The sequence below is a fragment of the Anaerococcus sp. genome (genome assembly GCF_030825785.1).
GTDB lineage: Bacteria > Bacillota > Clostridia > Tissierellales > Peptoniphilaceae > Anaerococcus.
In genome coordinates, this window is the sequence record NZ_JAPJPG010000001.1 from 1 (window position 1) to 20,465 (window position 20,465).

The 20,465-nt window shown below is 36.7% G+C and carries 18 protein-coding genes and 1 other annotated feature; of the genes, 4 read left to right on the plus strand and 14 right to left on the minus strand.

Annotation, left to right across the window (positions count from 1 at the left end):
• The 4 genes from RCH56_RS00005 to RCH56_RS00020 all read right to left on the minus strand — a co-directional run.
• Positions 1 to 1,085, minus strand: a 1,085-nt coding sequence (locus RCH56_RS00005) for a hypothetical protein (protein WP_306482940.1), incomplete at its 3' end; no start/stop codon positions are given.
• A 438-nt stretch (positions 1,086 to 1,523) separates the two neighbouring features.
• Positions 1,524 to 4,637, minus strand: a complete 3,114-nt coding sequence (gene ileS / locus RCH56_RS00010) for an isoleucine--tRNA ligase (protein WP_306482941.1) — start codon at positions 4,635 to 4,637, stop codon at positions 1,524 to 1,526.
• A gap of 262 nt (positions 4,638 to 4,899) precedes the next feature.
• A complete protein-coding gene (locus tag RCH56_RS00015; RefSeq protein ID WP_306482942.1) occupies positions 4,900 to 5,385 on the minus strand; it encodes a hypothetical protein in 486 nt (161 codons plus the stop codon).
• A gap of 4 nt (positions 5,386 to 5,389) precedes the next feature.
• A complete protein-coding gene (locus RCH56_RS00020; RefSeq protein WP_306482943.1) occupies positions 5,390 to 5,866 on the minus strand; it encodes a glutathione peroxidase in 477 nt (158 codons plus the stop codon).
• Between the two features lie 382 nt (positions 5,867 to 6,248).
• On the opposite strand from RCH56_RS00020, the gene RCH56_RS00025 reads away from it, so the two are divergent.
• Positions 6,249 to 7,529: an O-acetylhomoserine aminocarboxypropyltransferase/cysteine synthase family protein gene (locus tag RCH56_RS00025; RefSeq protein WP_306482944.1), complete on the plus strand. Its 1,281-nt coding sequence runs from the start codon at positions 6,249 to 6,251 to the stop codon at positions 7,527 to 7,529.
• A 1-nt stretch (position 7,530) separates the two neighbouring features.
• On the plus strand, positions 7,531 to 8,451 hold the full coding sequence (metA, locus tag RCH56_RS00030; RefSeq protein ID WP_306482946.1) for a homoserine O-succinyltransferase: 921 nt from the start codon (positions 7,531 to 7,533) through the stop codon (positions 8,449 to 8,451).
• Positions 8,452 to 8,577: 126 nt separating this feature from the next.
• Here the strand turns inward: metA and RCH56_RS00035 are convergent, their stop codons facing one another.
• The 6 genes from RCH56_RS00035 to RCH56_RS00060 all read right to left on the minus strand — a co-directional run bounded on the left by RCH56_RS00035 (position 8,578) and on the right by RCH56_RS00060 (position 14,315).
• On the minus strand, positions 8,578 to 8,862 hold the full coding sequence (locus RCH56_RS00035) for a hypothetical protein (protein WP_306482948.1): 285 nt from the start codon (positions 8,860 to 8,862) through the stop codon (positions 8,578 to 8,580).
• A gap of 336 nt (positions 8,863 to 9,198) precedes the next feature.
• Positions 9,199 to 10,386 carry a dicarboxylate/amino acid:cation symporter gene (locus RCH56_RS00040; protein WP_306482949.1) on the minus strand — a complete coding sequence of 396 codons (1,188 nt, stop codon included), beginning with the start codon at positions 10,384 to 10,386 and terminating at the stop codon, positions 9,199 to 9,201.
• Positions 10,387 to 10,881: 495 nt separating this feature from the next.
• Positions 10,882 to 11,745 carry a MetQ/NlpA family ABC transporter substrate-binding protein gene (locus RCH56_RS00045; RefSeq protein ID WP_306482950.1) on the minus strand — a complete coding sequence of 288 codons (864 nt, stop codon included), beginning with the start codon at positions 11,743 to 11,745 and terminating at the stop codon, positions 10,882 to 10,884.
• A 53-nt stretch (positions 11,746 to 11,798) separates the two neighbouring features.
• The gene (locus RCH56_RS00050; RefSeq protein WP_306482951.1) at positions 11,799 to 12,626 is read right to left on the minus strand and encodes a MetQ/NlpA family ABC transporter substrate-binding protein; all 828 of its coding nucleotides are present in this window, start codon (positions 12,624 to 12,626) and stop codon (positions 11,799 to 11,801) included.
• Positions 12,627 to 12,634: 8 nt separating this feature from the next.
• Positions 12,635 to 13,300: a methionine ABC transporter permease gene (locus RCH56_RS00055; protein ID WP_306482952.1), complete on the minus strand. Its 666-nt coding sequence runs from the start codon at positions 13,298 to 13,300 to the stop codon at positions 12,635 to 12,637.
• Positions 13,287 to 14,315: a methionine ABC transporter ATP-binding protein gene (locus RCH56_RS00060; RefSeq protein ID WP_306482953.1), complete on the minus strand. Its 1,029-nt coding sequence runs from the start codon at positions 14,313 to 14,315 to the stop codon at positions 13,287 to 13,289. The genes RCH56_RS00055 and RCH56_RS00060 overlap by 14 nt, the downstream gene beginning before the upstream one ends.
• Positions 14,316 to 14,366: 51 nt before the next feature.
• Positions 14,367 to 14,595, minus strand: a binding site (T-box leader).
• 471 nt (positions 14,596 to 15,066) lie between these two features.
• Between RCH56_RS00060 and hydG the strand changes: the two genes are divergently transcribed.
• The gene (hydG, locus tag RCH56_RS00065; RefSeq protein WP_306482954.1) at positions 15,067 to 16,485 is read left to right on the plus strand and encodes a [FeFe] hydrogenase H-cluster radical SAM maturase HydG; all 1,419 of its coding nucleotides are present in this window, start codon (positions 15,067 to 15,069) and stop codon (positions 16,483 to 16,485) included.
• Position 16,486: 1 nt separating this feature from the next.
• Positions 16,487 to 17,635 carry a [FeFe] hydrogenase H-cluster maturation GTPase HydF gene (gene hydF, locus RCH56_RS00070; protein WP_306482955.1) on the plus strand — a complete coding sequence of 383 codons (1,149 nt, stop codon included), beginning with the start codon at positions 16,487 to 16,489 and terminating at the stop codon, positions 17,633 to 17,635.
• 48 nt (positions 17,636 to 17,683) lie between these two features.
• Here the strand turns inward: hydF and hydE are convergent, their stop codons facing one another.
• The 4 genes from hydE to RCH56_RS00090 form a co-directional block, all read right to left on the minus strand.
• On the minus strand, positions 17,684 to 18,727 hold the full coding sequence (gene hydE, locus RCH56_RS00075; RefSeq protein WP_306482956.1) for a [FeFe] hydrogenase H-cluster radical SAM maturase HydE: 1,044 nt from the start codon (positions 18,725 to 18,727) through the stop codon (positions 17,684 to 17,686).
• Between the two features lie 6 nt (positions 18,728 to 18,733).
• Positions 18,734 to 19,015 carry a hypothetical protein gene (locus RCH56_RS00080; protein WP_306482957.1) on the minus strand — a complete coding sequence of 94 codons (282 nt, stop codon included), beginning with the start codon at positions 19,013 to 19,015 and terminating at the stop codon, positions 18,734 to 18,736.
• A 147-nt stretch (positions 19,016 to 19,162) separates the two neighbouring features.
• A complete protein-coding gene (locus RCH56_RS00085) occupies positions 19,163 to 19,777 on the minus strand; it encodes a hypothetical protein (RefSeq protein WP_306482958.1) in 615 nt (204 codons plus the stop codon).
• Positions 19,770 to 20,465 (minus strand): acyl-[acyl-carrier-protein] thioesterase, encoded by a 696-nt coding sequence (locus tag RCH56_RS00090; protein ID WP_306482959.1) that lies wholly within the window; start codon positions 20,463 to 20,465, stop codon positions 19,770 to 19,772. Before RCH56_RS00090 ends, RCH56_RS00085 begins: the two co-directional genes overlap by 8 nt.

A 20,465-nucleotide genomic window follows, 5' to 3' on the forward strand; every position in this document is an offset into this window, starting at 1 on the left:
GATGTATATTTATTTTTTATTTCTCTAGAACTATTAAATAAATTATTATAAAATATTTCCATCATTCTTGTTTGATTTACAAGAATACTTTCTATATCTAAGCTAGGAATATTATTTTGGATATATAAATCTATTATAGGTCTAAGTTTCTCTTTACATTTAAACCAACTGCAAATTATAGTTTCTAAATCTTCTTTTATATCACTCAACCTCAATGAATAAAATTTTGGTTCTTGTGCTTGCGCATCTAATTGAGGAAATATATACTGACCATAATATATTGGATACACATAAGCATAATCTCCATTTTCTAAAGATATAGATTTAAATTTATTATTTTCATCTTCTAGATAAAATTTGAAGTGTAAAAATTTTCTTTTAGATTGGGATAAATAATCAATCATTCTCATAAACCATTGTGAGATTTCATAGAACTCACTAATAGTTTTCGCTTCATAATTATTTGATATAACTTCTATATAATAATTCATTTTAACAGTAGAATCTTTATTAACTTTATAAATTCTCCTAATATCTCTCTTAATTTTTATAGTAAATTCATTATTTAAAATATTAAAACTGTTTTTATTAGAATATTCATTAACGTATTTTATAGAAAAAGAGTCTCTACTAGTATTATCGTTTAATACAGGAGGATCAATATTATACCAATCATCTAGATAAGAGAAGCTAAACTTGGTTCTAGTTGCACAAACATCTTTGTCCTTAAGAAATGATAAATCATTATTAGGTAATGAAATTATATATGCATAATTCGAAATATATCTCTCAACATTATATCCATTAGAAATAATATTTTGGCTAGTAAAATAACATCTTTCTAAGACTACATACAGATTATTACTTAAGTACCCATATATTTTTTCAATTTCATCAATATGGCTCAATGGAACACCTGCTAACCTTCCATTTAAATCTAAAGTTATTTTCCCATTATTCAATTCTAAATTACCCGACACAGCCTTATCAGATAGAATCCCATCATCTGAAATCAACTCACTTAAAGAAGTAGCCCACTTCCCTTTTAATATATTTTTATTGTCTAGTCTATATGAATCTATCATCACAAAACTCCTTCCAAGTCTTTAATAAATACTATTGTTTGCACATAGCTTAAGTAGTCAGTATGTATAAAAGCCGTTTATTTGAGAATATGTCGATTAATACTCTTCTTATGAATCATTATATCATTCATGAGCAAAGAAAGACTATAAAACAAAAGATTTATAAATCTATTTTATTATATAATATTTGAAAATATTATTACTTTATGTACTATCATCACTATCTATTTTACTATCTATTTTAATATAGATCTCAATAATACTATTAAATACAAAGACTATATACTCAAGATTAAATATGCAAACAATTTAGTTCCATTTCAACTATTATATGAATTTATATAAAAAAAATCGGCACAAAGTTTAATTTCTTCATGCCGACTTAATTTCATTAGTTTTAAGGAATTTACTCCATATTATAAATGATAGATCCTAAGTTTATAATCTCTCAAGCTCAATTTTTACTGTCTTATCATTTAGTTCGATTTCTTCACCTGTGAGGTCTTTTCTTTCGAACTTATCTGCTAGAGTTTCTTTTGTAATTTCTTCTTTGAATTTCTCTAGAGATTTGTTTAGTTCATCGTCTGCTTGGTAGTAGATATTGATTCTATCTGTTACTTCAAATCCACTATCTTTTCTCATGTTTTGAACCTTGGAGGTAAATTCTCTCGCATATCCCTCATCACGGAGGTCTTCAGTGATTTCTGTATCGAGTATTACGAAGACATTTCCGTCCATTTCTACATCGAATCCTTCTTTGGCAGAGATTCTGATATCGAGATAGTCTTTTGTGACTTCGTAAGTCTCATCTCCTAGGGTGATTTCTTGAGACTTATCTTCAACAGCTTCTATGAACTTCTTGGCATCGGTGGATGCTAGGAATTTGGCGAAGTCGTTGACCTTGGATTGGAAGATTCTTCCTACTACCCTAAAGTCTGGTTTTAGGAAGTAGTCCATGAAATCTGATAGGTCATCTTCGAAGTCGACATCCTTTATGTTTAGCTCTTCTTTGATTAAGCCTTTAAGGTCTGAGATTTTTTCCTTGTAGGCTCCGTCTACTATGATTTTAGCTAGAGGTTGACGAACTTTGATTGATTCTTTCTCTCTTGAAGCCCTACCTAGGTTAACTATCTTTCTTACAAGGTCCATGCTTTCTTCAAGGTCTGTATCGATCATTTTCTCGTCTGCCTTAGGGATAAGTGTTGTATGAACAGTCTTTTCTCCTGTAAGCGATCTATAGACTTCTTCAGCTATAAATGGTGTGATTGGAGCGATTAGCTTGGATATTGTAAGGATTGCGTCAAATGTAGTCTTGTACACTGCTTTCTTGCTATCTGTAAGCTCTGAGTTCCAGAATCTCTTTCTATTTCTTCTGATATACCAGTTTGATAAATCTTCTACTACGAAGTCTGAAATCATGTGAACTACCTTGTTGTAGTCAAAGGCGTCCATTGCTTCTGTGTAGTTTTTGATTAGGGTATTTAGTTTGGAGTAGAGCCATTTATCTATTTTTTCAAGTTTTAGGTCGCTAAATCCTGCTATTTCTTCTGAACTTAATTTGTCTGTTTCAGCGTAGAGGCCGAAGAAGTTGTAGACATTTTCGAATGTTCTAAAGAAGTTATTCTTAACTTCGATTAGGCCCTTTTCGTCAAACTTGGTTTGCATCCATGGTGGAGATACATAAAGTGAGTAGAATCTTACGGCATCTGCCCCGTATTTATCAAAGAGGGCGAATGGGTCAAGGGTGTTTCCTTTGGATTTACTCATCTTTTGACCGTTCTTATCTACTACAAGGTCGTTTACTAGGACGTTTTTGTAAGGTGCCTTGCCTATTGTGATGGTAGATATTGCCATTAGTGAGTAGAACCAGCCTCTTGTTTGGTCGATTCCTTCACAGATAAAGTCTGCTGGGAAGTATTCTTCAAAGTCTTCCTTGTGTTCGAACGGATAGTGAAGTTGGGCAAATGGCATTGCTCCTGAGTCAAACCAAACGTCGATTACGTCAGGAACCCTATGCATGGTGCCTCCGCACTTATCACATTTGATAGATACGTTATCTACATATGGTCTGTGAAGTTCTATATCTTCTGATATGTCCTCTATAGCACGTTCCTTTAGCTCGGCTCTTGATCCAACTGTATCTGTGTGCCCGCATTCGTCACACTTCCAGATATTTAGTGGAGTTCCCCAGTATCTTGACCTAGATATAGCCCAGTCTTTTACATTTTCGATCCAGTTTCCAAATCTCTTATCTCCTATAGTTTGTGGGTACCAGTTTACGCTTTTGTTGTTTTCTACCATGGCATCTGAGAACTTGCTCATTTCTATATACCAGGATGGTTTTGCATAATATACTAGTGGTGTGTGGCATCTCCAGCAGTGTGGGTAGTTGTGCTCTATAGTTTGTTTGTTAAATACCTTGCCTTCTTCTTGGAGATGTCTCCAGATTTTTTCGTTTGTATCAAAGATAAATTCACCCTTCCAAGGAGTTTCTGTAAATGCACCTTCAAGGTCAACTGGTTGGACAAAGGCAAGTCCATATTTTCTTCCTATTTGGTAGTCGTCCTCACCAAAGGCTGGAGCGGAGTGAACTATACCTGTACCATCTTCTGCAGAAACGTAGTCGGCAAGGGTTACGATAAAGGCCTTATCATCTCCTACATTTACAAATGGCATAAGTTGCTCATATTCCCAATATTCCATATCCTTGCCTGGGAATTCTTCTACGACTTCGTATTCTCTTTCTCCCATAAGATTTTCAGCTAGAGATTTGGCACAATAATAGTAAGAATCTTCCTCTGCTACGTAAAGCTTAGCGTAAGTAAGCTCTGGGTGAACAGATAGGGCCACGTTTGATGGGAGGGTCCATGGAGTTGTGGTCCATGCTAGGAAGTACTCGTTGTCAGTTCCCTTTTTCTTAAATTTAACTGTAAGGGTTATGGTCTTATCCATTTGGTAGCCTTGGGCAACCTCGTGGCTTGCAAGACCTGTACCACAACGTGGACAGTATGGCATAACCTTTGCTCCCTCGTAGATATAGCCATTTTTGAAGGCCTTATCTAGGAGGTACCATTCAGTTTCTACATAGTCGTTATCCATTGTGATATAAGGATCATCCATGTTGTAGAGATAGGCCATCCTATCTGACATCTCTCTCCAAAGGTCTGAGTATTTCCAGACAGATTCCTTACATAGCTTGTTAAACTTTTCTATTCCGTATTCTTCTATATCGTTTTTGTCATGAAAGCCTAGGGTCTTTTCTACTTCTATTTCTACAGGAAGACCGTGGGTGTCCCAACCTGCCTTTTTTAGGACCTTAAAGCCTTGCATGTTTTTGTATCTGCTTGTCATATCCTTAAGGGTACGAGCGATAACGTGGTGGATTCCTGGCTTTCCATTTGCTGTTGGAGGTCCGTCGTAGATTATGTATTCGCAGGCTCCCTCACGGGTTTTGAAAGTCTCATCAAGTAGGTCTATCTCTTGCCAATACTTTTCTACTTCTCCTTCTCTTTTCCTAACATCTTTACTGTCTAAAGATTTAAATTCTGCCATCAATAACTCCTTTAATTTCTAAAAAATAAAACCGTCCTTAAAAAGGACGGTCCACCGTTTTAATAGACAATTTAACGCAATTGTAACGTAATAAACTACTAATTCATTTATTAGACTAGAAGATGATCTTCACCCAAAACGCCTCTAGCAGCTTTCACCTAACCTGCCTCTCTTTTAGATTGATAGAGGGCTACTCTTCTTCTTAACGTCATATTTATATTATAATATAATACTAAGACTGTTTTTTGTCAAATATTAATTCCTATATGTGTCTAACTATCTTAAACTTCTCTAAGTTATAAACATCAAACTCGTCGATATTGGCCCTGTCCTTGGCATCCTCATACATCTGATAGTCGCTTTCGTAGTCATTTCTATAAACTATAACAGGGTTGTTGTTATAATTTAGTAAGAGGCCGTGATAGACTCCGAAGTCTTCGATTTTGGCAATAGGTTTTACCTTATTAATCTCAAGAACTTGAATATAAATATCGTCTAGTTCATCCTTTCTGATAGCCAAGGCATTGTTGAAAATTCCGAGATTTACTGTCTCATTGATTATATCTAGGCCTATGTTTTTCCTGGTTGGATAAATTGATCCTGCCCTTTCTCTCTTATCTCTCATTTTTATTTCTATGATTACACCGTTGTGGTTATCTTCAAATTCCTCATCGTACTTGTCGAGATATTTTCCTGTATCTAGATAATGCTTTAAGGAATCGAAAGCTAGTTTTACAAATTTGTCCATTTTCCTATCCTAACAATTTCTCTATATCTTTTTCCATATTCTCTGGCTTCTTGTTTGATCCGAAGCGTGCTACTACATTTCCATCTCTATCTATCAAAAACTTAGTAAAGTTCCACTTGATGGCTTTTCCAAGTCCTTTCTTTTCTTCCTTAAGGAAAGTGTAAAGCGGGTCTTCATTTTCCCCATTGACGTCGATTTTCTTAAACCTATCAAAACTTGTCCCAAAGTTTAGGGCACAGAAAGAATCTATCTCCTCGTCAGATTCTGGAGCTTGATTTGCAAATTGATTGCAAGGAAAGTCCAAAATCTCAAAACCTTGATCCTTATATTTCTCATACAAGGCTTCGAGGGCGTCGTATTGCTTGGTAAAACCACAGTGGGTAGCTGTATTTACTATTAGAAGAACCTTTCCCTCATATTTACTAAGGGATATTTCCTTATCATCTTTATCTAAAACTGTAAAGTCATATACTTTCGTCATAAAGCCTCCTTAACTCTTCTAATATAGATTATACAACTTGGGATTATTTTTGCAGTTGACATTTCAATAATTAGTAATATAATTGAATTATCATAAACTTTATATAAAGAAGAGTAGTACAAGGACTTGATTACAGAGAGCTTCGTTTTGGTGAAAGAAGTAGATGGAAGTTGTATGAAGATGGTCTTTATCTAGGAGGCTTCGATATTAGAGGTCTACGTTAGCTTACGTTACAAAGCAAGGGTATGTTTGTACCTGATAAGTTTATATGTGTGAGCATATATTAAATTAAGGTGGTAACACGGATTTTCGTCCTTAGGTCTTTTGACCTAGGGACTTTTTTTATATAAATTTTATGAAATTTATTTAAGGAGTTACTATTATGAGTAAATACAAAAACATCGATACAGCATGTGTCAGAGCAGGTTATGAAGCAAAAAATGGAGAGAGCAACCTCCCTCCAATAGTTCAGTCAACTACATTTTCTTACGAGAAGACAAGTGAGATTGCTGACCTATTTGACCTAAAGGAAAGTGGATTTTTCTATACTAGGCTTGGAAATCCTACTATAGATGCCCTAGAGAAGAAGATAGCCGACCTTGACGGAGGAGTGTGTGCAGTAGGGACAGGATCAGGACAAGCCGCCAACCTACTAGCTGTCCTAAATATAGCCAAGGCTGGAGATAATATAGTCGCTGTAAATAATATTTATGGAGGAACTTACAACCTTTTTGCAAGTACCCTAAAGGATTTGGGCATAGAAACTAAATTTGTAAATTACAACGACTTGGATGAGCTTAGGGCTGCCATTGATGATAAAACAAAGCTAGTTTTTGGAGAAACTATATCAAATCCTAAGGCAAGTGTTCTAGATATAAAATCCTATGCAGATATTGCCCACGAGCATAATATTCCATTGATCCTAGACAATACCCTAGCAACCCCTGTCCTTCTTAGGCCAATTGATTTCGGTTGCGATATTGTAACTTACTCATCTTCTAAATATATAGATGGTCACGCAGCAGCCCTTGGTGGTCTTATTGTAGATTCTGGAAACTTTGATTGGGAAAAGGGAGATTTTAATAGACTTACCAAGCCTGATGAATCCTACCACGGACTTATCTTTGCTGAACAATTTAAAAACGCTGCTTACGGGGCAAGACTTAGGACAGTTGGACTAAGAGATTTCGGAGCGGTTATCTCTCCACAAAACGCCTTTCTCACAATTCTAGGCCTTGATACCCTAGCTTTGAGAATGAACAAACATTCAGAAAATGCCCTAAGGGTCGCACAATTTCTTGAAAATAATGAAAAGGTAAAATCTGTTTCCTACTCTTTCCTAGAATCCTCCCCATCATATCCTTATGCCAAGAAATATCTTAAGGGAGGCTCTGGCGTCGTATCTTTTGAGATAAAAGGAGGAAGAGATGAGGCTAGCAAATTCATCGACTCTCTTAACCTAATCACGCTCGCTGTCCATGTGGCAGATGTAAGAAGCCTTGCCCTCCACCCAGCTTCTTCTACTCACAGGCAACTATCTGATGAAGAGCTCGAAAAGGTTGGAGTATCAAAGAGCCTAATCCGACTTTCAATAGGAATAGAAGATGCGGATGATCTAATCGAAGATATAATCCAAGCCCTAGATAAGGCTGTAAGGAGATAAGATGCCAGTAATAATACCAGAATATTTAATATCCAAAGAAACTCTCGGCAAAGAGAACATATTCACCATGGAAGAAAATAGGGCCAAGTCACAGGATATAAGGGCCCTTAAGATCGGCATAGTTAATCTCATGCCTACCAAGAAGGAAACAGAAGTTCAGCTTTTAAGACTAATCTCAAACACTCCCCTCCAAATCGAAATAGACTTGATAGCGATGGCAAGCTACAAGTCTTCGAATTATCAAAAACATCTGGAGAAGTTTTATGTAAGCTATGAAGAAATAAAGGATAAAAAATACGACGGCCTAATCATAACCGGAGCTCCCCTAGAGCATAAGGCCTACGACGATATAATCTACTGGGAGGAGCTTAAAAAAATATTTGAATTTGCAAAGAAAAATGTCTACTCGACTCTTTTCATCTGCTGGTCTGCCATAGCAGCCCTTGATTATTACTACGGTGTGAATATCGACTCCTTGGATAAGAAAATATTTACAGTTAACAGGTACTATAAGCAAAGCTCCGATCCTCTCTTTCTGGGCTTTGACGATAGCTTTTATATGCCAAACTCAAGATATAAGACAATCAGAAAGGAAGAAGTCGAAAGAATTCCAAAGCTTAAAGTCCTCCTAGCCGATGATAAGATGGGATCTACTATAATTAAGAGTATCGACAACAGATTTGTCTTTAACCTAAATCATCTAGAATACGATACTAATACCCTAGATGATGAATATAGGAGGGACATAAAAAAGGGACTTGGGACCAAGCCTGCCGAAAACTATTATCTAGACGATGATCCAAATAAAAAAATTATCCAGAGATGGAGGTCAACTGGATACATATTCTTTAACAACTGGATTAACCACTATGTCTACCAACACACCCCATACAAGATCTCAGATGTAGAGACAATTAAATAAAGATTAAAAAAGCAGGAGCTTATAAGCTAACTTGTTTCGTCAATTTTCGATTTGAGATAAGTTAGACCTCCTGCTTTTAATTTTAAGATATTCATGGCTTAGAAGCATTTCTAAATTATGGATATTTCACTTTATCAGTCCATTAAATATTGATGCAGGTCCAGTCTTGGGATGCTGTCTTATTAATTCCTTGTATAAATTAAAAACATTAGGGCTTAGGCCATTAGCTATGCCTTTTTCTAGATTTAGGATTGAAAGATCTTCCTTAAGATAATGGACCCTATTCATAAAGCTTTTATCATGGTTTTTCTTGTATCTAAATAAGATTTTTTTCTCCTCTGTAGATGTTTCATCACCCTTAAGCAATTCATCGATAATCCTATCTAAATTTTCTTCATTTAATCTATCCATAATTAATCTTCCCCTATTATTTTAATTTAAGGCTTTAAGTTTTATTTCATAAAGCCCCCACCTTATTCACTTACCCTGTCCCTATGACTATAAACACGATATTCGTACAGAAAAATAGAAAAGATTTTACGTAAAAGGGGCTGTTGCAAAACTATGAATAATCATCGTACTATCGTTAGAAGGTTCTCTTAGGAAATTTTACCTCTCCTGGCCGGTAGGCCTATTGCTGCCTGCCGACTGATGGAGTCGATTAGCCCGTCGGCTTAGTGAGACTTTCCGTGGAGGTTCTTCTAACGATAACAGTACGATTTATTCATTCTGCAACAGCCCCCTACTTTATTTTACAAATCTTTCTACTATCATAGCAACCCCAAGGTCTGTACTTGTGTTGATAGCTGTGGCTAGGGGGTCTACTATGGTTGCTATTAGGACCATGATTGGAATCGAGCTTTGAGGGAAGGCAAAGGCTGATATGAGGAATATCTCTCCAGTATAGCCTCCTCCTGGAACTGCCCCCATAACTGATGAGGCTATGACTGATACTGCTATAGCTGTCAAGAGATTAGAAGGATCTAGTAAGTCTATGCCAAATATAGGGCACAAGAGGGCAATCTTTATTATTTGAATCAAGACCGTTCCATCCTTGTGGAGATTTGCCCCTATGGGAAGGACTATTGAATTCACATCTTCTCTGATTCCAATTTTTCTTCCTGCCTCAAGATTTGGAGGAAGGGCTGCCGCAGAGGAACTTGTCCCAAAGGCTGTAAGAACTGGTGGCCACATGTATGTAAATAGCCTTTTGCAAGATTTAAGTCCTCCCCCGATAAAGGCCATGATGAAGTTTACAAAGAAGAAATATATGATTGAAGCAAGGGCAAATATCAGGATTGTCCTTGATAGGGGACCTACAATCTGTTTGCCATTTTCTCCTAAAAGGACTGCAAAATATGCACTCAAGCCAATTGGAGCAAGCTTCATTATATATGATATAATCTTTGTAACGACCTTAGAGGATTGGTCTATAAAGTCCTTTACAAGCCTTGCCTCATCAGCAAGCTTAGAAATAGCAAGTCCTACGAAGAAGGAAAAGACTATAAGGGCCATCAGATTTTCCCTGGAAAGTAATTTAGAAAAATCATCCACTGTAAGCATGGCGAGAAAATCGATACTGGGACTCTTCTCTATTTCAAAATCCTTGAAATTAAGGACAGCATTCTTGTTTGGGTCAAATATTTGAGTAAAGACAAGCATGTAAATTGCTGCAAATAATCCTGTAATAATAAATATAATAAACATGAGTCCTAATATCTTTCCGATAGTCTTGGTAGTCTTCATCCCAGTAATCGAAGATACAATTGATGTGAAAATCATTGGAACTATTGATACATACAAGAGATTTAGGAAGATATTGGCTACTCCTTGAAGGCTCTTTGCAGATTCTCCTAAGATAAGTCCTAGAATAGCTCCAATAAACATCGACAGTAATAGTATTAGGGAAGATTTATTTTCTTTTAAAATTTTCATTTCTAGCTCCTTTTGGGTAAAAAAATACCAGCCCATATTTTCCATAATTATTATTTCAAATCTTGGAGAGACAAATGCTTTTAGAAAATAATGAGCCAGCATTTTATGCTAATGTGTATTGTTTTGGAATTGATAAATTCACATGGATTAGGGAAGTCAAAAGCTAAATCCAAATCTTTTTTATAGATTTGATGTTATAAAAAGTTAGAATTTGGATTGCAAAGCGCTGAGGCTGCGGGTCAGATTGACTTTTTCTAGGATTAATCCGCTGTGGATTCAAGTCATGTTGGTTTTTAAATAAGTGAGATGACGCTATTTTCTTCTCTCGAAAGCGTACTTTTTCTTTGGTTTTACTCCGCTTCGAAATCTCCATTTAGGAGATTTCTTGCTCCTATGTATCTGCCTTGTTTTTTCTAAACAAGATAGACTTTGAATCGCAAAGCGCTTCGCTACTTTGCGACCCTACCAGGGCGGGTAGCGGCGCGTCAGCGGCGCTTACCAAGCAGGTATCCATGATCCTTTTGTTATTTCTTCCATGTCTTTTTTGGTTTCTTCTGTTTGGTAGTATTTTACGAATTCTTTGTATTGTTCGTTGTTTTCATCTTCTTTTCTTGCTGCTATTAGGTTGATGTATTGTTTTACTGATTCTGTTTTTGGGTTTTCTTTGAATACTGCTGTTTCTTTGTCGAGTCCTGCGTCTAGGGCGAAGGTGTCGTTTACTGCTGCTAGGTCGCAGTCGTCTAGGCTTCTTGTTGTTTGGGATGCGTCCATTTCTATTAGTTCTAGGTTTTTAGGGTTATCTGTTACTTTGTCGAGTCCTATTAGGTCGCCTGCTTCGCCTTCTACTTTGATTAGGCCTGCTTCTTGAAGTAGGAAGAGGGCTCTTGCTCCGTTTGTTGGATCGTTAGGTATGGCGATTTTGCCTCCATCTTCTAGCTCGTCAATTGATTTGAGTTTGTTTGAGTATAGGGCCATTGGGGCAAGCATTGTATCTCCAATTGATACTAAATCTGAACCCTTTGATTCATTGAATTCGTTTAGGAATTTATAGTGTTGGTAGGCGTTTAGGTCGATATCTCCTGCTAGAAGGGCTTCGTTTGGTTGGCTGTAGTCTGAGAATACTACAAGCTCTGCCTTCTTGCCTGTTCCTTCTTCGTATCTTTTGATTACTTCGTTTAGGACGTCGTTGTATTCACCAACTACACCTATTTTGATTGTTCCATCTTCTTTTTTCTTTGAATTCTCTTCTGTTTTTACTTGTTCTTTGCTGTCCGCTGGTTTTGCTTCCTTGTTTGCTCCACATGCGCTAAATCCTAGGACTAGAGCAAGTGCTAGGGCGATTTTTGTAAATTTTTTCATTATTTCCTCCTATAATTTACATTTATATTATTAAAGATATAAATCTTAATAACCTATCTTAGTTTAAATATTGGGATTACTGCTCCCTTGAATTCGTCTTCTATGACCTTTTTAGTTTCATCTGTTAGATAATAGTTTTCTATGAAGTTTTTGATATCTTTGTTATCTTTGTTATTTTCTTTGACTGCAATTACATTTATAAAGTTCTTGGCTCTTTCATTTTCTGGATCTTCAAGAAAGATTGAATCTTCTGTTGGGGAAAGTCCCGCCTCCATTGCCATGTCAGAGTTTATTAGAGCTGCATCCACATCTTCTAGGGCCCTCGATACTTGGTCTGCTGGAAGCTCTACAAATTCAATATTTTTAGGATTTTCTTCTATATCATCTAGAGTTATAAAGTCTCCGCTTCCATCTTTGATCTTAATTACTCCTGCAGATTCCAAGATGTATAGGGCCCTGGAGTTATTTGATACTTCAACTGGTATGGCAATCTTTCCTCCTTCAGGAACTTCTTCTATATCTTTAATCTTTTGTGAGTAAACTCCCATTGGCGATATTATTGTATCTGCAAGATAAGTGAAGTCTGCATTTTGGTTTTTATTATAGTCTTCTATAAATATATAGGTTGCAAAGGATGATAGGTCGATGTCTCCGTCCTTTAGGGCATCGTTTGGTTGATTGTAGTCGTTAAATCTTACAAGCTCAATCTTTTTGCCAGTATCCTTCTCGTATCTTTTGATGGCGTCTTCGTATTCGACATTTCTCTCACCTACTACTCCAAGCTTAAGAGCTTCCTTGCTTTCGTTTTTCTCTGCCCCGCCACAGCTTGTGATTAAGACCGCCAGGGATAGGGCTGAAAGTAGTCCAAATATTTTTTTCATATTTCCTCCTAATGACTGGTCTTTCTGATGAGTATATTTGATACTCCTTGGATTATAAATACTATGATTAAGATTATTACTACTGATATTAGGACCACGTCGTCCTTGTATCTTTGATAGCCTACCGCTATGGCAAGGTCTCCGATTCCTCCTCCACCGATTAGGCCAGCCATTGCTGTAAGGCCTAGTAGGGAGATTAGGGTGATTGATGATGCTCTAATTATGGAAGGAAGTCCTTCTCTAAGATAAACTGACCAGATTATCTCAACCGGTCCCTTACCCATCGCTTCTGCTGCTTCTATTACTCCAGGATCTACTTCTGCAAGAGCCTGTTCGACTTGTTTTGCAAAAAATGGCACTGTTGAAAATATTAATGGAACTATAGCTGCTGTAGGACCTATCCTAGTGTTAACTATAAGCTTAGTTATTGGTGCAATTAGGGCAAGTAAGATTACAAAGGGGATTGCCCTAAAGGTGTTGGTTATCTTATCAAGTACTGAGTAAAGTTTTTTATTTTCTAGTATTCTTCCCCTATCTGTCACAACGAGGATTACTCCTAGTATGAGGCCAAAGATTCCTGCAAATATTGCAGAAACGACAAGCATGTGTAGGGTGGCCCAAGTTTCTTTTACAATCCTATCTGATATAGATAGGGCATAATCAAAGTATCCCATCTCTACCTCCTAAAATTCTAATTCTAACGTCTCTTTCTTCTAGATAAGCAAGTACTTCATCGAGACTACCGTCAGATCCCTTAAATGTTACTATGAGATTCCCAACTGGTGTTTGGCTAATAAATTCTATATTTGCTGCAAGGATATTGGTCTTTATTCCAAACTTATCATAGATTTCATTTATAAGCGGCTCTGTTGTACTTGCTCCCTTGTAGTTAAGTTGGACTAAGATTTCGTCTTCTTTTAAGATTCCTATGTTTTCCTTAACTTCTTCTATGGTAGCTTCAACATTAGTTGAAGTTTCTACAAATTCTCTTGTAAGTTCTTCTTTTGGATCGGAGAAAATATCCAAGGTATTTCCCTCTTCGATGACCCTTCCTCCTTGCATTACAGCACATTTGTTGCAAAGATCTTTTACAACTTCCATCTGGTGGGTAATGATTACAATAGTAAGCTTAAGCTTCTCATTAAGCTCTTTAAGGAGGACTAGGATTTGCTTGGTAGTCTTAGGATCTAGGGCACTTGTCGCCTCATCGCAAAGAAGGATCTCAGGATCTGAGGCAAGGGCACGGGCTATAGCACATCTTTGCTTTTGCCCTCCAGAAAGCTCTCTAGGGTATGCGTCTGCCTTATCGCCAATTCCTACAAGCTCTAGAAGTTCCTTGGCCTTTTTAATTTTTTCTTCCTTTGAAATTTTATCTCTCTTGATTGGAAAGATTACATTATCCAAAACTGTAATATTATTCAAAAGATTGAAATGTTGAAAGATCATTCCTATCTTCTTTCTCCTATCTCTTAAATCCTTCTTTGATAAGTCTAGGAGATTTTCTCCCTTTACTACAACCTCTCCTTCAGTAGGCCTTTGAAGGAGGTTGATAGTCCTTACAAGAGTTGACTTACCCGCTCCAGAAAAGCCCACAATCCCGTAGGCATCTTGTTTTTCAATTTTGATACTTACATCATCGACTGCCTTAAAGCCATCAAAGTCGACTGTAATATTCTTTAGCTCAATCATATTTCCCTTCCTAATATTGTAATAAAAAAAGTCCCCAGCTTCCCGAAGGAAACTAAGGACGAAAATTCGCGTTACCACCTTAATTCATATGCGCTCACACGCATAGGCACTCATCAAGTACAGACATACTCTACTTCTGTAACGGGAAGACCCGTATAGCTCTAATATCGAACTATCCCATCAAAGGCCATCTTCATCTAAATCAACATCCACCCCTTTCACCAAACGGGGCTCTCTGTAGAACATCTTTCTAGACTACTCTTCTTTTCAAATGGTGTCAAAACTGTATTTATTTGATAATCCTATAATACCATGGTATTTTTTCCTTGTCAAATAATTTAAAATAATTTGTATAAGTATTAGTTTTATTATATCTATAACTAAAATTTGCTTAAAGGATCATAGCTTAGTATAATGATATCACATAGGGAATGTAATTAATTTTAACACATAAAAAGCAGGAGCTGCAACTCCTGCTTTTTATTTTGGGCTAGTTATCATCATCTAAAAACTTGCTATCTAACCACTTACAAACATAGTAACTAGCTATATTTATCGCGATAGCAAACAATAAGGAATGTAATTTTGACATTTTAACACCTCCTAACTGTTACCAGTATAGGGATGATAACAATTTAATTATAGCAGATTTTTATATTTTTTAGGGAAAATTTACCCTTAAAATATAGATAAATTTTCATTTTAGGCCGATAAGTATTATAATATAAGTGAATTTATAAAGGGAGGTAATATGGTAGTATATAATCCAAAATCTAGCAAGGCTAGTGAATTTATTAACCATGAAGAAATTTTAGAGACTCTCGATTATGGAAGAGAAAATGCCCATAACAGAGAGCTTATCATAGATATTTTAAATAAGGCAAAAAAGGCTAAGGGCCTAAGTCACAGGGAAGCTTTTGTGCTTTTATCTTGTAAGGAAGAAGACCTAAACGAGGAGATCTTTAATCTTGCGAAAGAGCTTAAACATAAGTTTTACGCAAATAGAATAGTGCTTTTCGCACCTTTGTATTTGTCTAACTATTGTGTAAATGGTTGCTCTTACTGTCCTTACCACGGACAAAACAGAACTATTCCAAGAAGAAAGCTAAGCCAAGAAGAAATTCGTGAGCAGGTTATAGCCCTTCAAGACTTAGGACACAAGAGACTTGCCCTAGAAGCTGGAGAAGATCCAGTAAACAATCCTCTAGAATACATACTAGAGTCAATTGACACAATCTATAACATAAAACACAAAAACGGAGCTATAAGAAGGGTCAATGTAAATATAGCAGCTACTACTGTTGAAAATTACAGGAAACTTCACGAGGCAGAAATAGGAACCTATATCCTCTTCCAAGAAACATACAACAAGGAAAATTACGAATCCCTCCACAAGTTTGGCCCTAAGTCAAACTACGAATATCACACTGAAGCTATGGATAGGGCCTTCGAGGGAGGAATCGACGATCTAGGACTTGGAGTTTTGTATGGCCTTGATTCTTATGAGTATGAATTCGTTGGTCAATTGATGCACGCAGAACACCTTGAGGCGAGATTTAATGTTGGTCCTCACACAATATCTGTTCCTAGAATCCAACCAGCTGATGATATAGATCCAAACGACTTCGACAATTCCCTATCTGATGAAATGTTTGAAAAAATCGTAGCCTGCATACGAGTTGCAGCACCATATACTGGTATGATCGTATCTACTAGGGAAAGTGAAAAGGTACGTGCTAAGCTCTTAGATCTAGGTATTTCCCAAATCTCTGGAGGTTCCAAGACTTCTGTAGGAGGATATACAGAAAATGAAACAAAGGGTAGTGATCAATTCGAACTATCAGATAACAGAACACTAGATGAAGTAATCGACTGGCTAATATCAAAAGACCACGTTCCAAGCTTCTGTACAGCTTGCTACAGGATGGGTAGAACTGGCGAGACCTTTATGGGCATGGTCAAAAAACACGGAATCGGCAATATTTGCCATCCAAACGCCCTAACAACTCTCGAAGAATATGTAATAGATTACGCAAGTGATAAGACAGCAAAAGATGCCGAAGCCCTTATCCAAATAGAGCTTAATAACATTCCAAATCCAGAAGTTCGTGAGTCAACTAGAGAAAATCTAGAAAAAATTAAACAAGGACAAAGAGACCTTTATATCTAATATGAAAACGCAAAACAGTGAGAGAGTTCACATTGGAATATTCGGTAAGACCAACGCCGGCAAGTCTACCCTCTTAAATTATATGACAGGAACTGATACTGCGATTGTATCGGAAGTTGCTGGAACTACGACAGATCCAGTAAGAAAAGCCATGGAGATAACAGACTTTGGTCCGGTCCTTTTCATAGATACGGCTGGAGTGTTTGATAAAAGTGTTCTCGGCAGTAAGAGAATTGCCAAAAGTCTAGCTATAATAGATAAGTGCGATATCTTTATATACTGCTTAAGCCTTGATGAAGATTTTGAAATCTTAAAGGAAATAAAAAAGAAAAATAAGCCAATAATCTATGTAGCAGGCAAGCAAGATAGGGATGAAGGGGCTAAGATTTACGAAAAATACAAGGCTCTCTCCCCTATCCCAATCGATGTGATAAATAAGGATGACAGGCTAAAGATCTTCGCTAAGATAAAAAATCTTTACAAAAAAGAAGACCTAACCATCACCAGAAATCTCGTAAATAGCGGTGATGTAGTCCTTCTAGTAATCCCACAGGATAAGGCGGCCCCAAAGGGAAGGCTCATCAAGCCTCAGGTTATGACTATAAGAGAGCTTATAGATAAGAAGGCTACTTCCATAGCTTGTGACCTCGATAGCCTAGAAAACACACTAAAGGCCTTAAAGGATAAGCCAGACCTTGTAATCTGTGACTCACAGGTTTTTAAGGAAACAAAAGATCTACTAGAAGAAGGAACAAGACTTACTAGCTTCTCCATTCTATTTTCTGCCTTTAAGGGAGACTTAGACTATTTTATAGATTCTGTAAAAAGACTTGATAGGCCTTTAGAAAAAATACTAATATCAGAAGCCTGCACCCATCCTCCAATCGATGAGGACATAGGAACCGTCAAGATTCCAAAGATGTTAAAGAAAAAATATCCAGAGCTTAAAATAGAATTTAATAGGGGCGATGATCCAATCGACTACGACAAATATGACCTAATCATATCTTGTGGTGCTTGTATGTTCAATAGGACTACCATGCTAAGCAAGGTATCTGAGGCCAAGAAAAGAAATATCCCTATGACCAATTACGGCATAACCATAGCCTATCTTAAGGGAATCCTCGAAGACGTATCTTTGCCAGAATAAAATAGACCTAAAAGCTTTTACTTGTACTTAAGGCTTTTAGGTCTTTTCTTATGAGTATTTTCTTGTTTTCTTATCGTAGGTTATTACATCTCCCCTGTCGGTTACGATTTCGTATCCTGCATTTTTTATCCTAAGTTCAAGGCATGACCTGCATTCTGCCGCCTCATCTCCTGTACAGATTTTATTATCATAGAGAGAGTATTTCTCCCTAACCATGGTTGGTGAAAGATTAGGCATTAGGACATTGGCCCCTGCTTGAAGACCTCTTTCTCTTCCCAAGGGATTGATTGTTCCTAGGGCAGTTGTAGCCGGTATTAGGGCATAAGGGAAAAGAATCCTAAGGATTGAGACAAGTCTTAGGGTCATCTCAAATGATCCATTAGGAAAGTCCCTGAAGGGAGTGTCATGCTGGGTCATATAAGGACCAATTCCAATCATGGCAGGCTCCAGCTCTTCTAGGAATCTCAAGTCCTTTATAATATCTTCTGTTCTTTGGTAGGGAGATCCCACCATAAAGCCTCCTCCAACTTGAAAGCCAATTTCTTTTAAGTCTCTTAGGGCTTGTCTCCTACTTTCAAAGCTCATAGTTTCTGGGTGAAGCCTCGAGTAATGGTCCTTGTCTGAAGTCTCCTGCCTTAGAAGATATCTATCGGCTCCAACCTCAAACAATTTCTTATAAGATGCGTAAGATCTTTCTCCCAAAGATAGGGTGATGGCCACATCATCGTGGAGATTTTTGATCTTTTTTACAATGTCAATGAACATATCATCTGTGAAATGACCATCCTCACCTCCCTGGAGGACAAAAGTCCTGTATCCAAGCTTATAGCCAAGGTCTGCACAAGCTAGAATCTCTTCTTCGCTAAGCCTATATCTTTCGACCTTGTCGTTGGACTTTCTTATTCCACAATAGTAACAATCGTTCTTGCATATATTTGAAAACTCTATTAGACCCCTGACAAAGACCTTATCTCCATAGATTTCTTTTCTAATAGCATCTGCCTTCTTGTTAAGCTCATCTGTGAGGGATTCGTCTTCTATCCATCTTTTTAGAGTTTCGTCATCGTAGTGTTTGTTATTCTTAAGTTCCATATAGATTTATTTACTCTTCTTTTTCTCTTTATCTTTTTTCTTCTTGTCTTTTTTCTTTTTCTTGGATTCATTTGCCTTAATAGCCTTTTTTTCGACCTTTTTCATAAATTCATCAGAGTCTTTTACCTTAACAAATTTTGACTTAATCTCTCCAAAGGATGTATCTTTCTGCCCCTTCTTGCAATGACCAATACAGCCTGTCTTTAGTTTGAATCCATATTCGTCGCTAAGTTTTTCTAGCTTATCTATATCAACGTTTGAGCATTTTTTGCACACTTTTACTTTCATAAAAACTCCTATAAAAAAATCAGGAGACTCTTGCGAGATTGCAACAGCCTCCTTGGGTTTGGTAAAATAAATTCACTAATAATATACTGCTGTTACTCATATTTGCAAACAGGATCTAGCTTGTATATTCTTTAAATTTTAATAATCCTAGTCCCTAAAAAGCTTGTAGGGAAACTTGGATTTTTTGACTCTTATAATATAATCTTCCAAGTCTTTCTTAAGTTTAGGGAGGAAATATTCTTCTAATTCATAATATCTTTCCCTAAAATTAGCTGGATAGTATTCATCTAAGAAAAGATCCATCCCTTTCTTAAGTCCTACAAAGTTCTCATCAAATATCATATAAAGATACTGGACTAGATAGTCATAGTCTGTGTACTCATAACTATATAAGAAATTTCTTAAAAATTCCTTCTCTTTTGGATCTAGGTCGTAAATATCTTTGTAAAGCTCTAAGTTCTTTAGGGGAAAGCTCTGGCTTATGGCAACCTTCGCTGGAAAATAATATGAATCAGCCCTAAGGATCTTGAATCCTTCTAGAAATTCATTTTTACAAGCAGAAGACTTGCCAATCTGAGCAAGTGAGGCAGAAGCTAGGGCTATATCTGGATCAAGTCCCAAGTCTTTAGCCATTTTTTCTGCAGTTTTTCCGCAAAGCCAGGATTTAATAATCCACCTATCAGACTTATCCCTAAAGGCTTTTTCTAAATAATCTATTATCTTGTCCTTGTTGGGAATATTCCCATATCCTTCTTTATACATCTAATCTCATCTTTCCATAAGCGTAGGTCTTAGCGGACTCCTCTTCTAGGGCAAAGGAGAATTCATCTTTCGATTTTTTACCTAAGGCCCTTACGCCTTTTTTATTTCTAATTTCATTTCTGTAAACTAATTTGATATAGCCTATGTCTTTAGCAAAGACATCCGAAAGTTCATTGATATAGTCAAAGTAAACTGCATTATTTACATGGAAATTTGTATCTATATCTGCCTTTCTAATTTGTATATCCTTGATATAGTCAAGGTCTTTTTCTAGTTTTACGTCGTAAGAAATAAATACTTCCTCTTCCCTGCCATAGGCCTTTACTAGCTCATCAAGGATTTTCACCGGACGAAGCCTATCTATATCCATCAATAAAAACACCGACTTAGCTAGGGCAAGAATTTCTCCATTCTTTTCTACCACAAAATCCCTATAGGCATAAAACCTATTCATATGGGTGGGTATGGTTGTGATTTCTATCTTATCATCAAGCTTTACGTGTTTTTTGATATCTATCTCCCACGAATAAGCAATCCATCTGAACTTTTCCATATCGATATCTTTTTCGAGAATACTTGCTTGCTCGAAGCTAACATCAAACATCAAACTTGCTAGATTTCTCATGGTCAAATAGCCATAGCGGTCACAGAACATATGTCCTATAGAATATTTTTTCTTATATTTCAT

Bases quoted from the DNA above. Each gene is read 5' to 3' on its own strand.
- RCH56_RS00085 (WP_306482958.1), bottom strand. From the start codon at position 19,777: ATGTATAAAGAAGGATATGGGAATATTCCCAACAAGGACAAGATAATA.
- RCH56_RS00060 (WP_306482953.1), bottom strand. From the start codon at position 14,315: ATGATTGAGCTAAAGAATATTACAGTCGACTTTGATGGCTTTAAGGCA.
- RCH56_RS00040 (WP_306482949.1), bottom strand. From the start codon at position 10,386: ATGAAAATTTTAAAAGAAAATAAATCTTCCCTAATACTATTACTGTCG.
- hydF (WP_306482955.1), top strand. From the start codon at position 16,487: ATGAAAACGCAAAACAGTGAGAGAGTTCACATTGGAATATTCGGTAAG.
- RCH56_RS00025 (WP_306482944.1), top strand. From the start codon at position 6,249: ATGAGTAAATACAAAAACATCGATACAGCATGTGTCAGAGCAGGTTAT.
- metA (WP_306482946.1), top strand. From the start codon at position 7,531: ATGCCAGTAATAATACCAGAATATTTAATATCCAAAGAAACTCTCGGC.
- hydE (WP_306482956.1), bottom strand. From the start codon at position 18,727: ATGGAACTTAAGAATAACAAACACTACGATGACGAAACTCTAAAAAGA.
- RCH56_RS00045 (WP_306482950.1), bottom strand. From the start codon at position 11,745: ATGAAAAAATTTACAAAAATCGCCCTAGCACTTGCTCTAGTCCTAGGA.
- RCH56_RS00080 (WP_306482957.1), bottom strand. From the start codon at position 19,015: ATGAAAGTAAAAGTGTGCAAAAAATGCTCAAACGTTGATATAGATAAG.
- RCH56_RS00050 (WP_306482951.1), bottom strand. From the start codon at position 12,626: ATGAAAAAAATATTTGGACTACTTTCAGCCCTATCCCTGGCGGTCTTA.
- RCH56_RS00055 (WP_306482952.1), bottom strand. From the start codon at position 13,300: ATGGGATACTTTGATTATGCCCTATCTATATCAGATAGGATTGTAAAA.
- RCH56_RS00090 (WP_306482959.1), bottom strand. From the start codon at position 20,465: ATGAAATATAAGAAAAAATATTCTATAGGACATATGTTCTGTGACCGC.
- RCH56_RS00035 (WP_306482948.1), bottom strand. From the start codon at position 8,862: ATGGATAGATTAAATGAAGAAAATTTAGATAGGATTATCGATGAATTG.
- ileS (WP_306482941.1), bottom strand. From the start codon at position 4,637: ATGGCAGAATTTAAATCTTTAGACAGTAAAGATGTTAGGAAAAGAGAA.
- RCH56_RS00020 (WP_306482943.1), bottom strand. From the start codon at position 5,866: ATGACGAAAGTATATGACTTTACAGTTTTAGATAAAGATGATAAGGAA.
- hydG (WP_306482954.1), top strand. From the start codon at position 15,067: ATGGTAGTATATAATCCAAAATCTAGCAAGGCTAGTGAATTTATTAAC.
- RCH56_RS00015 (WP_306482942.1), bottom strand. From the start codon at position 5,385: ATGGACAAATTTGTAAAACTAGCTTTCGATTCCTTAAAGCATTATCTA.